The 13,265-nt window shown below is 68.1% G+C and carries 12 protein-coding genes and 1 other RNA gene; 8 read left to right on the top strand and 5 right to left on the bottom strand.

Annotation, left to right across the window (positions count from 1 at the left end; genetic code table 11):
• The first annotated feature begins 19 nt into the window (after positions 1-19).
• Positions 20-1,762: a copper resistance CopC/CopD family protein gene (locus ACVBEQ_RS10485; RefSeq protein WP_447153067.1), complete on the top strand. Its 1,743-nt coding sequence runs from the start codon at positions 20-22 to the stop codon at positions 1,760-1,762.
• Between the two features lie 73 nt (positions 1,763-1,835).
• On the opposite strand, the gene ACVBEQ_RS10480 is transcribed toward ACVBEQ_RS10485, so the two are convergent.
• From ACVBEQ_RS10480 to ACVBEQ_RS10470, 3 genes are all read right to left on the bottom strand, one after another.
• Positions 1,836-2,939 carry a sensor histidine kinase gene (locus ACVBEQ_RS10480; protein ID WP_447153066.1) on the bottom strand — a complete coding sequence of 368 codons (1,104 nt, stop codon included), beginning with the start codon at positions 2,937-2,939 and terminating at the stop codon, positions 1,836-1,838.
• Positions 2,914-3,591, bottom strand: coding sequence for a response regulator transcription factor (locus tag ACVBEQ_RS10475; RefSeq protein WP_447153065.1), 678 nt, complete (start codon positions 3,589-3,591; stop codon positions 2,914-2,916). Before ACVBEQ_RS10475 ends, ACVBEQ_RS10480 begins: the two co-directional genes overlap by 26 nt.
• Before the next feature lie 364 nt (positions 3,592-3,955).
• Positions 3,956-5,221, bottom strand: a complete 1,266-nt coding sequence (locus ACVBEQ_RS10470) for a CpaF family protein (RefSeq protein WP_447153064.1) — start codon at positions 5,219-5,221, stop codon at positions 3,956-3,958.
• 428 nt (positions 5,222-5,649) lie between these two features.
• Between ACVBEQ_RS10470 and ACVBEQ_RS10465 the strand changes: the two genes are divergently transcribed.
• From ACVBEQ_RS10465 to ssrA, 7 genes are all read left to right on the top strand, one after another.
• Positions 5,650-6,549 carry an alpha/beta fold hydrolase gene (locus ACVBEQ_RS10465; protein ID WP_447153063.1) on the top strand — a complete coding sequence of 300 codons (900 nt, stop codon included), beginning with the start codon at positions 5,650-5,652 and terminating at the stop codon, positions 6,547-6,549.
• Positions 6,550-6,598: 49 nt separating this feature from the next.
• Entirely contained in the window at positions 6,599-7,459 is an 861-nt protein-coding gene (gene hisN / locus ACVBEQ_RS10460; protein WP_447153062.1) for a histidinol-phosphatase, read from the top strand.
• 130 nt (positions 7,460-7,589) lie between these two features.
• Positions 7,590-8,279, top strand: a complete 690-nt coding sequence (gene ftsE / locus ACVBEQ_RS10455) for a cell division ATP-binding protein FtsE (RefSeq protein ID WP_447153061.1) — start codon at positions 7,590-7,592, stop codon at positions 8,277-8,279.
• A gap of 49 nt (positions 8,280-8,328) precedes the next feature.
• Positions 8,329-9,231 carry a permease-like cell division protein FtsX gene (gene ftsX, locus ACVBEQ_RS10450; RefSeq protein ID WP_447153060.1) on the top strand — a complete coding sequence of 301 codons (903 nt, stop codon included), beginning with the start codon at positions 8,329-8,331 and terminating at the stop codon, positions 9,229-9,231.
• A 61-nt stretch (positions 9,232-9,292) separates the two neighbouring features.
• Complete coding sequence (gene smpB / locus ACVBEQ_RS10445; RefSeq protein ID WP_447153059.1) at positions 9,293-9,820, top strand: SsrA-binding protein SmpB; 528 nt, start codon at positions 9,293-9,295, stop codon at positions 9,818-9,820.
• A gap of 50 nt (positions 9,821-9,870) precedes the next feature.
• The gene (locus tag ACVBEQ_RS10440; protein WP_447153058.1) at positions 9,871-10,740 is read left to right on the top strand and encodes a hypothetical protein; all 870 of its coding nucleotides are present in this window, start codon (positions 9,871-9,873) and stop codon (positions 10,738-10,740) included.
• Between the two features lie 75 nt (positions 10,741-10,815).
• Positions 10,816-11,188, top strand: a transfer-messenger RNA (tmRNA) gene (ssrA, locus tag ACVBEQ_RS10435).
• Between the two features lie 92 nt (positions 11,189-11,280).
• Here ssrA and ACVBEQ_RS10430 read toward each other — a convergent pair.
• Both ACVBEQ_RS10430 and ACVBEQ_RS10425 read right to left on the bottom strand, forming a co-directional pair.
• Entirely contained in the window at positions 11,281-11,925 is a 645-nt protein-coding gene (locus ACVBEQ_RS10430; protein ID WP_447153057.1) for a DUF1003 domain-containing protein, read from the bottom strand.
• Positions 11,918-13,240, bottom strand: coding sequence for a magnesium transporter MgtE N-terminal domain-containing protein (locus ACVBEQ_RS10425; RefSeq protein ID WP_447153056.1), 1,323 nt, complete (start codon positions 13,238-13,240; stop codon positions 11,918-11,920). Before ACVBEQ_RS10425 ends, ACVBEQ_RS10430 begins: the two co-directional genes overlap by 8 nt.
• Between the last annotated feature and the right edge of the window lie 25 nt (positions 13,241-13,265).

Raw genomic sequence — 13,265 nt, 5'->3', positions numbered from 1 at the left:
GCAGCAGGGGGAAACGATCGTGCCAAGACTGATCACCGGCGAGCAACGGTCCGCACCAGGTGTGCGGACCGGTCGCGTGCGGGCCGGGGGCTTGCCGGCCTGCGGTTTCCCGATCCGCCGGCTCGTCGGGCTGTTGCTGGCAGTGCTGGCCCTCGGGCTGGCGCTGCCTGCGTCACCGGCTTCGGCGCACGCCGAGCTGCTGTCCACCGACCCCAGCGAGGGTGCGGTGCTGGCTGCCTCGCCGAGTTCGATCGCATTCACCTTCGACGAGCCGGTCGTCCTCGTCCCTGACGGCTTCAAGCTCTACGACGGCAGCGGTGGCCAGCGCATCGTGCCCGTCGAGGCGGTCGACGCGACCGTCCGTGCCGCGCTTCCGCCCGACCTCGCGACGGGGAGCTACGTGCTGGCCTGGCGCGTGGTGTCGGACGACTCCCACCCCGAGTCCGGGGTGCTGTCCTTCGCCGTGGGCCGGGCTGCCGCGACCGCCCCGACCGTCACCGAGACCGACACCGAAGCGGTGGTCGTCCTGTTCGGGGCGCTCACCGCACTGGGCTACCTGGCCCTGTTCGGCCTGGTGGGACTCACGGTTTTCGACCTCTTCGTCGCCCGCACCACGCCAGCGGGCCGACGATTGCCCCGGGTGGCCGCCATCACCGCTGTCAGCGCCTACGTCCTGCTGGTGCCCCTCACCGCGATGCGGGAGCAGGGCCTTGCTCTCGGCGCGCTGGTGGACCCGGCGGTCGCCACCCCGGGCTGGTCGGACTCAGCCGCGCTGACTCTTGTGCTCGCCGCCTCCGGGATTGCGATGATGCTGCTCCGGACACGCCTGCCGGGCCGGGCCGGTTTCTGGACCGGGACGGTGGGGGCCGGTGTCGCCCTGCTTTCGGTGCTACCAGTGGGTCACACCCGGACCTTCGAACCGCGATGGTTGATGATGGGCGCCGATCTGGTCCACGCCGCGACGGCAGCGGTCTGGATCGGTGGTCTTCTCGCCCTCGTGCTGTACCTGGTCCGCGCCCGGCGCAGGCAGGGCGACCCGGCCGAAGCCGCTGTGGTGCTGGGCCGGTTCTCCACCCTCGCCGGTGGCCTCGTCGTGCTGTTGGGCGTCACCGGGACCGTCCTCGCCGTGGTGGTCGTCGGGTCGGTGCCGGCCCTCGTCGGCAGCACCTACGGCCGGTTGCTGCTCGTCAAGCTGAGCTTCGTCGCGGTGATCGGGGGCCTGGCGGCGTGGAATCGGTTCTGGCTCGTCCCTCGCCTGGCACGCGATGGCATCTCCGGGCGGACCTGGTCCCGGCTCGCCCTGGCCATCCGCTTCGAAGCGATCGGGCTGGTGCTGGTCCTCGGGCTCACGTCGGCACTGACCCTGCAAAACCCGCGGGCCACAGACACTGTCGCTGACCCGGCTCCGGCTGTGACCGAGGTGCCGGCTCCGGTCGGCACACCGGTGCTCGCCGACCTCGGCACCGGCCACCTGACCGGCCGGTTCAGCCCAGGCGCCGCGGGGGTCAACGTCATCACCTTCGACGTCACCGATGCCGGCGGCACTGCCATCGTGCCGCTCGGGATGCCGCAGGTCAGTGTGGCCGAGCCCAACCTGAGTCTCGGACCTCTGGCCGCCGAGGTCGAACCAGGAGACAAGCCGGGCAGCTACCGCGCGGTTGTCGCCATACCCGTTGCGGGTCAATGGAAGATCACCGCCGCTGTGCGGGTCAACGAGGTTGAGCAGCCCGCGGCCGTGACCGATGTGATCGTCGCGGGCTGAGCCGGGCGGGTCCCGGCTGAGCGTGCTGCGGCGACGGCTGCGCATCTGAGACTTGTTGCAGGACAACGCATCGTTAGATGTGGGAGTCCACCAGGTCGCTGCGCGGATCCTTGTCGGCCGCAGCCGAGGGGGTGCCGGCGAGCGGAGCGGGCGCCAGCCGTACGGGGAAGCGGAGTGTGAAAGTGGTCCCTTGACCGAGCGTGCTGGCCACCGAGACTGTGCCGCCACGGGCTTGCGTGATGGCCTTGACGATGGCCAGGCCCAGCCCGCTGCCGGCCTGATCGCCGGCGGTGGACGAGGTCCGGAAGATCTCGAACACGGTCTGCAGATCGGCGGCAGGAATGCCCGCGCCGGAGTCCCTGACCGTCAGTACCAGCTCGCCGCCCCGGATGTCCGCCGTCATGGCGATGGAGTCTCCCGGAACGGTGAACTTGACCGCATTCTCGAGGAGGCAGTCGAGCATGGCCTCGAGACGCTCGTTGTCCCCCTGCACGGTGCCGACGGCGCTCCGCGCACTCCAGCTCCGGTCGGCGGTGACCGACCACCGGCGCAGGATGTCGGTCAGCATCCTGTCGACGTCGACCGGCTCCGGAGTCGACGGCTCCACGACACGAAACAGGGTGAGCAGGTTGGTTGCCAATGTGGACGCCTTGACCAGTTCATTCACCACCAGTTCGGCGTCCTCGCGCACTGTCGGCTCGGCCGACTGATCGGCGATGAGTTGCGCATAGCCCCTGGCTATCGTCAGCCTGGTCCGGACCTCGTGTGAACCGAACCGGGCCGTGATCTCGCGCTGCTCGCTGCGCTGACGGTCTGCCTCCTGCAGTGCCCGTAGCCGGGCCTGCGCGGCCCACTGCCGGTTCACGTGCCAGATCAGCAACGAGATGATGCCGCTCATCAGCACGATCTCGCTGCATTCCTCCCAGCCGATGATCCCCGACGCGGCATGACGGACGAGGGCGACGCCGGTCACTGCAGTAATGACGGCGCAGACGACCAGCGTGGAACGCCGGGGCCATGGGCACAGTCCGTAGAGCAGCGCGAAACTGGCCCAGACGAGGTGATACGGAATTGTTTCCTGGCCCGGCAACGCGAAGGTGAGATAGCAGTTCACTCCCGCGAATACCGCCCAGACGGCGAGGAGGACTGCTTTAAGCCGTGATCCGATACCCGACATTGCGCACCGTTTCGATTTTGTCGTTCGACAGTTTCCATCGCAGCCGGCGCACGCAGACGTCGACGACGTTCGTGCCGGTGTCGAACTTCGTCCCCCAGACCCGCTCCAGCAGCTCCGCACGGGTACAAGGCTGGGGCGCTCGCTGGAGAAGGTAGGACAGCAGCACGAATTCCCTCTGGGTCAACGGGATCCGACGCCCGCCCGCCACGACTTCCCGCTGCTGGACATCGATCTCGACGCCTGAGCTGCGGAGGTAGCGGTTGACCGTCGCGGCCGATGCCTGAGATGGCGCGGGCGACCGGATGCGGGTGTTGACCCGCGCGAGTAGTTCTGCGTTGGCGAACGGCTTGGCCAGAAAATCAACGGCGCCACCGACCAGGACACCGACCCTCGTTGCCACCTGCGTCATCGAAGACAGCACCAAGACGCGACTGCAGGGGCGAAATGTCATCAGTTCGGCGAGGACGTCCTCGCCGCGCCTGTCCGGCAGCACCAGGTCGAGAACTATCAAGTCGGGATCGACCTGGCGGATTGCTGCCAGGGCGTCCGCCGCCGTACCCGCCACCGTGACCGCGTAGCCCGCCCCGCCGAGGATGCGGCCGAGAAGTTGCGCCAGCACGGGCTCGTCCTCCACGACCACGATGCGATCCACGTCGGCGTCCGTGCCTTCCCTTGTATTTAGTGGTGCCGGTATTGCTACTACGAGTGATGAAGCTCGAAGATAACTGCTCCGTTCGGGCAACTGTCAGTGAGGTATAACACGATCGCCGACTCGCCGTCGCGAGCAGTGACCTGAAAGGGGAGCAGGTTAGCTCGAACGAGATCCTGTCGCCGGCTGACAGATCCAGATGAGCCCGAATCGTGGGCGCTACTTGGCGACACCAGCGAAAGCGGTGACCCGTGACGCATCAGTTGACAGCATCCGCGGGGCATGGCCGGGCGACCAGTCACGGGCTGGATCCGGACCGGGTCGGCTGTCCGCTGTCATCGATCCTTCGAACGGCAGCGGTCGTGGGTCATTGACTTTCGGCAACTGAGGGTTCGGTCGCTCGGTGGACCGCCAGCAGACCCGCCAGGTCGATGCCGTGCTGCTCGAAGCGGTCGGGGTGCGGCGGAAAGCCCTGCGCGCGAACGAGTTTGCCGTCGACCGAGCTGAAGACGTCCTCGGTCTCGACGACGCCGCCCTCAACCCGGCCGGGCAGCGCCACGATCTCCCGGACCCGGCGCGATCCGTCCGGCTGGACGCCGATCTGCACCACCAGGTCGATGCACGCGGCCACGGTGGGCACCACGAACGAGTCGGTGACGTTCTCGCCGGCCAGCAGCGGGAGCGTGCACAGCTTGACGACGGCTTCCCGAGCCGAGTTCGCATGCACCGAACACATTCCGGGCAAACCTGAATTCAGCGCGATCAGCAGGTCGAGGGATTCCTCCTGACGAACCTCGCCCACGATCATCCGGCTCGGCCGCATCCGCAACGCCTCCTTCACGAGTCGGCGTAGGCGAATCTCACCGTGCCCCTCGAGGTTCGGCTGCCGGGTCTGCATCGCCACCACGTCCGGCAGGTTCGGCCGGAGTTCGAAGACCTCCTCACAGGTGATCACCCGCTCGCGGGCGGGGATGGAATTGATCAGCGTGTTCAGCAGCGTCGTCTTCCCGGCCTGGGTGCCGCCGGCGACGATGATGTTCAATCCCGCCGTGACCGCGCCCTCGAGGAATCGGGCGGCGTGCGCGGTGATCGTCCCCAGCGCGACGAGGTCGTCCAGCCCGTTGGCGGCCACGACGAACTTGCGGATGTTCAGGCTGAGGTGGTCGCGGGTGATGTCCGGGATCACCGCATGCAGCCGACTGCCGTCCGGCAGCAGTGCGTCGACGAACGGCGACGAGAGGTCGAGCCGACGACCGGAGGGCTTGAGCATCCGCTCGACCAGATCCCGCACGTCGTCGGACGACAGCACCACCGTGGTCAGTTCCGAGCGCCCGTTGCGGGCGATGAACACCCGGCCGGGTTGGTTGATCCAGATCTCCTCGACCGCCGGGTCTTCCAGGAACCGTTGCAGCGGACCGAATCCCGCGAGTGAATCGAAGACGTGCCGAATCGCGCCGGGACGGTCCAGCAGGGGCGGCAGTGCCGACATCGGCACGCGTTCCTCGTAATGCGCGATCACCTCGTCGATCAGCGAGCGGGTCGACCGGTGATCGACGACGGGATCGATGCCGCGGCGCCGGATGAGTTCGCGGACCTCGTCGTGGATGTGTTCGGTGGCGGTCGGCGCTGCCATCGCGGACTCCCTGCTCTGACGAAACCGGACCCGCGGGAATGGGCCACACCATAGCCCGGAGGCGACGGGGCGGGCGATTTGTCCACAAACGGCATTCGCCTCGCCAGCAAACGGTTGTCGCCCCACTCGAAGCGAGGAACATGCCACGGCGGACCGGCGCTGCGAAGAGCTTCGCCCACGGTGGAGTGACGTGTTCGACGCGCCCTCACCCCGCAACCTGTTCACCGGTGACACACATCGAGGTGGCGATTTCCGACCTGATTTCGTTTGAGCAACGACCGTTTTCACCAACTCGATGGTCCTGCCTTGAACGGCGACCGACCACATCAGCCACTGCCCAATCGGCGTAGCGCCCGGGGTATTTGTCAAACTCTCCTCATGATCACCCGCACCGCCGCCTCCAACGAACCGACAACAGACGCAGCGGCATGACCGGCCCGAGCGGCGTCAGAACCGCGCCCGCCAATGGCATCACCCTCGCGTACGAGACGTTCGGGGACGGTGACGCGGTGCCTGTGCTGCTGGTCATGGGGCTCGGGACGCAGATGATCGCCTGGCACGACGAGTTCTGTGAACTGCTCGCCGACCGGGGCCACTACGTCATCCGATTCGACAACCGGGACATCGGCCTGTCGACGCATCTCGACGACCTACCGCCCGGGAAGCCGGTCGGAGCCTTCCTCGGCCGCCGGCCGTCCTACCTGGTGCCCGACATGGCCGACGACGCTGCTGCCCTGCTCACCGAACTGGCACCGGGCGGAGCGCACATCGTGGGGGTGTCGATGGGTGGCTGCATCAGCCAGTCACTGACCCTGCGACACCCATCGCTGGTGCGCAGCCTCACCTCCATCTCGTCGAGCACGGGTTCACGCAGAGTCGGCCGACCGCGCCTGGACATCGCGCGGACCATGATCACCCGCCGCGCCGCCAGCAGCAGGTCGGAGGCAATCGCGTTGAGCGTCGCAACGTGGCGACGCATCGGATCGCCCGGGTACCCGTTCCATCTGGCTCGGGTCGAGCGGTTGGCGGGCGAGGCCTATGACCGCCGGTACGACCCGGCAGGCGTCTCCCGGCAGTTCGCCGCCATCCTCGGCTCGCCCGACCGCACCGCCGCCCTCGCGACGGTGTCGGTCCCGACACTCGTGTTGCATGGCGAGGCGGATCCCCTGATCACCGTCTCCGGCGGCATCGCCACCGCCAAGGCCATTCCCGGCGCCGAGCTGATCACCTTTCCCGGGATGGGTCACGACATGCCGGAACTGCTCTGGCCGCGGTTTGTCGAGGCGATCGCCGGGGTCACGGCATTGGGGGAGCAGGCGCGCCGCTGACCGGCGGACCAGCGCCGCGCAGACAACGCCCTGCTCCTACAGTGACCCGATGCCCGACCAGCCGACCGAGAACCACGACCAGCCGTCAGAGAACCGCGACCAGCCGTCAGAGAACAAGGACAAGCAGTACGCGGACGACCTCGCACTGGCGCTCCGGATCGCCGACGAGGCCGACGCGATCAGCCTCCCGCGGTTCGGTGCCGCCGACCTACGGGTGGATGCCAAGCCCGACCTGACCCCGGTCTCGGATGCCGACCTCGCGGTGGAGACGGCCGTCCGTGCGGTGCTGGCGCGGGAGCGTCCGGGCGACGACATCGTCGGTGAGGAGTTCGGCGAGACCGCGACGCAGGGCGCCGGGCGGCGGTGGGTGCTCGACCCGATCGACGGGACGAAGAACTTCGTCAGGGGCGTACCTGTGTGGGCAACCCTCATCGCGCTGCTGGACGGCGACGAGTTCGTGGTCGGCGTGGTGTCCGCGCCCGCGCTGGCCCGCCGGTGGTGGGCCGCCGCGGGATCGCCGGCCTGGACCCGATTCGCCGACCACGAGCCCAGGCAGTGCCGGGTGTCCGGTGTCAGCGACCTCGCGGACGCGTCGCTGTCCTACTCCGACCCTGCGGAGTGGCGGCTCACCGGCCGGCACATCGGATTCGGCGAGCTGCTCGAGAAGTGTTGGCGGACAAGGGCTTACGGCGATTTCTATTCGTACATGCTGGTCGCCGAAGGGGCAGTCGACATTGCGGCGGAGCCCGAACTGAGCCTGTGGGATGTCGCCGCGCTGGTGCCCATCGTCACAGCGGCCGGTGGTTCGCTGACGTCGATCGACGGTCAGCCATCCGGCGGCAACGCGCGCAGTGCCCTGGCAACGAACGGCCACCTGCATGGGTCGGTGCTGGCTCTGCTGGGCAGGTGACGGTTCGCCCGCAGGACGGCGGACGACAGTGGCAAAGGCTTCGCAGCGAAGGCGCACCGAGCACGTCGACCACTCCGTAGGACCCGCAGGTCACGTAGGCATAACGGCCCAGCCCTTACACTCCTACTTCGTGATTCATTTGTCGCACGTCTCCAAGTTCTACAAGGCCTCGACAAGGCCGGCTCTCGACGACGTCACGATCGACGTCGACAAGGGCGAATTCGCCTTCGTCATCGGGCCGTCCGGGTCTGGAAAATCGACGTTCCTGCGCCTGTTGATCCGGGAGGACGTGCCCACCTCTGGTTCGGTCGAGGTGGACGGCCAGGACCTCGTCCACCTCCGCAGGTCGAAGGTCGCCGCCCATCGGCGCCGGCTCGGTTGCGTCTTCCAGGACTTCAGGTTGCTGACCAACAAGACCGTCGAGCAGAACGTCGGCTTCGCCCTCGAGGTGATCGGCCGCTCGCGGGCGTCGATCAAGCAGACGGTTCCCGAGGTGCTCGAGATGGTCGGGCTCGACGGCAAGGCCAACCGGCTGCCGCACGAACTCTCCGGCGGCGAGCAGCAGCGCGTCGCCATCGCCCGGGCCTTCGCCAACCGCCCGATTCTGCTGCTCGCCGACGAGCCGACCGGCAACCTCGACCCGGACACCAGCGCGGACATCATGCTGCTGCTGGAACGGATCAACCGCACGGGAACCACTGTGCTGATGGCGACACACGACAACACCATCGTCGACTCCATGCGGCGGCGGGTCATCGAACTGCAGCTCGGCAAGGTCGTCAGGGACGAAGCGCGCGGCGTGTACGGGGTGGGCCGGTAACCGCAACACCGATCCATCCATCAGCCAGGGCGGCACACGAGAGGAACACATGCGCGCCGGATTTGTCGTCACCGAGGTCCTGAACGGATTTCGCCGCAACATCACCATGACCATCGCCATGGTGCTCACCACCGCGATCTCGCTCGGCCTGCTCGGCGGCGGCCTGATCATCGCCAGGATGACCGACCAGATGCGGGACATCTACGGCGACAAGGTCGAGGTCACGATCTACCTGACGCCCGACCAGTCGGCGCAGGACCCGGACTGCCGCGAGTCGCCGTGCCAGGACATCAATCAGCAGTTGCAGGCCAACACCGACGTCGAAACCGTCGACTACGAGAGCCAGGCAGCCGCGTTCGAGCGCTACAAGCAGCAGTTCGCCGGCCAGCCGGAGCTGCTCGAGATCGGCACTGCCGAGGCCCTGTCCGCGTCCTTCCATGTCAAGCTTATCGACCCACAGAATTACCGCGTCATCGCCGAACAATTCGACGGAAAACCCGGTGTTCAATCCGTTGCCGACCAGAGTGCTTTCCTGGACCGGCTTTTCAGCCTGCTCAACGGCGTCCGGAACGCAACGATCATCGTCGCGCTGATCCAGGCGCTGGCCGCGCTGCTGCTCATCTCGAACATGGTGCAGGTGGCCGCGTACACCAGACGGACCGAGACGGCGATCATGCGACTCGTCGGTGCCTCCCGATGGCGCACCCAACTCCCGTTCATGCTCGAGGCGGTGATCGCCGGCGTGGCCGGCGCGGCGCTGGCCATCGGCGGGCTGGTCGCTGCCAAGTTCCTCTTCGTCGATCAGGCCCTCGGGCCGGTGATCAGATCGGGGATCCTGCCCGAGATCGACGGCGCGACCCTGGTGTGGGTGTCGCCCATCCTGCTGGCGATCGGCGCCGGACTGGCTGCCGTCTCGGCGTACGTGACGCTCCGGTTGTACGTCCGGCTGTAGCGCACCAGTTGGTGGTGCAAGGGCCGAAACGGCTGGCGCCAGCGCTTACCCTGGACAAGCCATGGCAACGAACACGACCTCCACCAGACCGACGCGACCGACCCGCAGCAGCAATCGCCCTGCGGGCCGGCAGGTCATCGCGACCAACCGCAAGGCACGCCATGACTACACGATCATGGACACCTTCGAGGCCGGCATCGCGCTGACCGGTACCGAGGTCAAGTCGTTGCGGGCCGGGCGGGCGTCCCTGGTCGACGGGTTCGCAACCGTCAGCGACGACGAGTTGTGGCTGCGCAACGTGCACATCGCGGAGTACGCCGAGGGCACCTGGACGAACCATGCGCCCCGCCGGCCACGCAAGCTGCTGATGCACCGCCTGGAGATCACCAAACTCGCCGCCCGGCTCCGCGAGGGCGGCCTCGCTTTGATCCCGTTGTCGCTCTATTTCATCGACGGCAAGGTGAAGGTCGAACTAGGGCTGGCCCGGGGCAAGAAGGACTACGACAAGCGCCAGACGATGGCCAAGCGGGACGCGGCGCGCGAGCTGGAGCGGTACGCCGGCCGCCGTTCCAAGGGCATGTCGGACTGAGATGGGCAGCCGCCTGCAACCCGCGATGCGATCACTGCCGTCCTGATGGCATGACCACACTGCGGCGCGCGGCCGGCATCCTGCTGCTCGGTGCGCTGCTCGCCGGGTGCGCGGGAACGACCATCGCGGGAACCCCAGGGCCCGTCGACGGCGCCGGCCCGATCGATACCGACCCGCCGTACGTGAGCACCTGTGAGACCACCCTGGACCCGCTGACACGGGGAGGAGGTGTCCCGACCCCGACCGGCGCACCGATGATCACGATCACCCAGGGCACGAACGCCTGGATCGCGAGCGAGCGGACGCAGCCGTTTGCGGTGGCGGTCTACCCGGATGGCACGGCCATCCGCAGCGAGGACCTGGGCACCTCCGGGGACCCGCCGGCCACCCTCACCATCGGCCGGATCGAACCGTGCGCTCTGGCAGCTGACAGTGCGGAGATCGTCGCGCTGGCCACCGCGGATGTCGGCGACCCGCTGGTCACCGACCAGGGCACGACGACCGTCACGCTGCATCAGCCCGCCGGTGACGTCGTGGTGGCGGCGTACGCGTTGGGCATCGGCGACGACAACGTTTCCGCGCCGCAGAAGGCCGCGCGGCAGCGGTTGACCGCGGTCATCGAGCACCTCGAGAGCGCCATGACGGACACCGGCCCGTGGACCCCTGACCGGCTGCGGCTCACCAGCTACGGGGCGCCGGCCGACCCGACGGGCGCACTCGACTGGCCGCTGGACCGGGGTATCGAGCGAACCCTCGGCAACGACGACCCGCAGTGCGCAATCCTGGCCGGCGCCGATGCCGGCGCTGTGCTGGACACACTCGGGGCGCGTTCCGCCTCCTCGAGCTGGACCGACGGGGACAGCACGCTGGTCCTCGCCCTCGGTCCCCTCGTGCCCGGTCAGCAGGGCTGCCCGTCCTGAGCCGGGCCGCCGGTCGGGAAAGGAACGACGCCACGCCGCGGGAACACGTATGATGGTGAAGCTGTTCCTCCCCTCGGGGGTGATCGGTCTCGACAGCGTTCGTCGAGTGAGGTGAAGCGGGCCGAGGAAGGCAACGATGATCTCGTTAACCATCCGTTGCAAAAAAATCAAGTGCCGACAACAGTCGCACTGAGTTCGCCCTCGCCGCCTGAGCGAGTAAGGACTCCGTCAGACCGGGGGCTCCTCCGCCCCGGATCCTGGCGCCAGCTAGGAGGATTACCGAGAGAGCCGGTCGCGGACTCTCTCGGGACAACAAACAGCGACTGGGCCTGTCGCACCAGCACGTCAGCATGACTGGTGGGGCCGAGTAGGGACAGAGCGGACTGCGCCCGGAGAAGCCCTCACGAAGCAACGTTGGACGCGGGTTCAATTCCCGCCACCTCCACGAGCTCGTGGATGCACGACGAACGGCCCCACCGCGAGGTGGGGCCGTTTCTCGTTCAGGAAGAGGGTCGTTCAGCAGGGGAGAAGGCGCCCGCGTCAGTCGCCGCCAGACCTCGGTTCAGCGGGCCGAACGTCCTCCGGCACCGGTTCGGCGTCGGGCAGTGACCGGTCTGGCGCCTTTTGGTTCGGGGGCCTTTGTTGAACTTTCGGCCGCGACTTGGACCGCTTGTCCGGTTGCCGCTTGGCCGGCTTGTCGGTCGACCCCGGATTGGCCATCTCCTCCAGGTCGACCCGCAGCCTGTCCAGCTCCCCGCGCAGGTAGTCGCGGGTGGCCACCTCGCCGATCGCCACCCGCAAAGCCGCCAGTTCGCGTGCCAGGAACTCGGTGTCCGCCTTCGTCTGCGCGGATCTGTTCCGGTCCTCCTCGAGGGTCACCCGGTCCCTGTCGTCCTGCCGGTTCTGGGCCAGCAGGATCAGCGGTGCGGCGTAGGCGGCCTGGGTCGAGAAGGCCAGGTTGAGCAGGATGAACGGGTAGGGGTCCCACCGGTAGTTGACGGCGACGATGTTCAGCGTGATCCAGGAGATCACCAGCATCGTCTGCCAGAACAGGAACGTCCCGGTGCCCATGAAGCGGGCAAGGCCTTCGGAGAACCTGCCGAACGCCTCGGGGTCGATGTCCCATGAGAAGCGCCGACCACTGCGCGGCTGATCGAGCCGCCGCCGGGCGCGGGTGTCAGCCACGTGGCCCCCCGCGGTTCCCGGAGCCGCTCGGCAGCTGCACGCTGTCCGCGTCGGCCTGGCCGTCGTCCAGGCCCTGGTCCCGCCAGTTGTCGGGCAGCAGGTGATCCAGCACGTCGTCGACGGTCACTGCTCCGAGCAGGTGGTCCTCGTCGTCCACCACGGGTGCGCAGACCAGGTTGTAGGAGGCGAAGAACCGGGTGACGTCGGTGAGCGCGGCGTCGGGGGAGAGCCGGGCCATCTCCGTGTCCAGGGCGCCGGCCACCAGCTCGAACGGTGGCTCGCGGAGCAGCCGCTGGGTGTGCACGCAGCCCAGGTAGCGGCCCGTCGGTGTTGCCTGCGGCGGGCGGCAGACGAACACCATCGAGGCGAGAGCGGGCGTCAGGTCAGGCGAGCGGATCCGGGCGAGCGCCTCGGCGATCGTGGCGTCCGGGGTCAGGACGACCGGCTCGGGCGTCATCAGGCCACCGGCCGACTCCGAGGAGTACTGCAGCAGCCGGCGAACCGGCGCCGATTCCTCCGGCTCCATCAGGCCCAGCAGCCGTTCCTGGATGCCCTCCGGGAGCTCGGCCAGCAGATCGGCCGCGTCATCCGGGTCCATCGCCTCGAGGATGTCGGCGGCACGTGCCTCGTCCAGGTGAGCGAGCAGTTCCTGCTGGTCGTCCTCGGACAGTTCCTGGATGACGTCGGCCAGCCGGTCGTCATCCATCGCATCGGCGACCTCGTACCGCAGCGCAGGGTCCAGGTCGCGCAGGATGCCCGCGGCGTCGGCCGCCCGCAGCCCATCGAACGACGCCAGCACCTGGGGTGCACCGCGGACCGAGTGGCCGGTCAATTCCGCCGGGTCCATCCCGCGTACGTCCGTCCAGCCGACGACCTGCACAGGTGCCCGCCGGACGATCCGGCGAGTGCGCTCCCGCACCGCGAGCCGGGACACCACCCAGTCGCGGCTGCGGGTCTTCTCGATCGCAACATCGACGACGATCGCCGAGCTGGCGGTCGTGGCGAGCTGGACCTGGACACCGATCAGCTGGCCGATCAGACGCAGCTCGAGAGTGCGCTGCTCGAACCGGCGCAGGCTGACCGATCCCGTGGTCAGCGCGATGGCCGCGGATTCCAGGCTGCCCACCCGCAACATGGGGACGAAAATCGGTCTCCTGGTCGGCAGATCCACCACGAGTCCGAGGACGCGCGGCGGCTTGCGATCCAGCCGGAGTGCCACCACGATGTCCCGGACCTTGCCGATCGACTCACCACTCGGCCCGAAAACCGGGAGTCCGGCGAGTTGGGCGACGAAGACGCGGGTGTTTGGCGGCACGATGATCAGGTTAGGGCGCCGCGGG

The sequence above is a fragment of the Nakamurella sp. GG22 genome, assembly GCF_052976845.2.
This window is presented reverse-complemented; position numbering and strand designations above follow the sequence as displayed.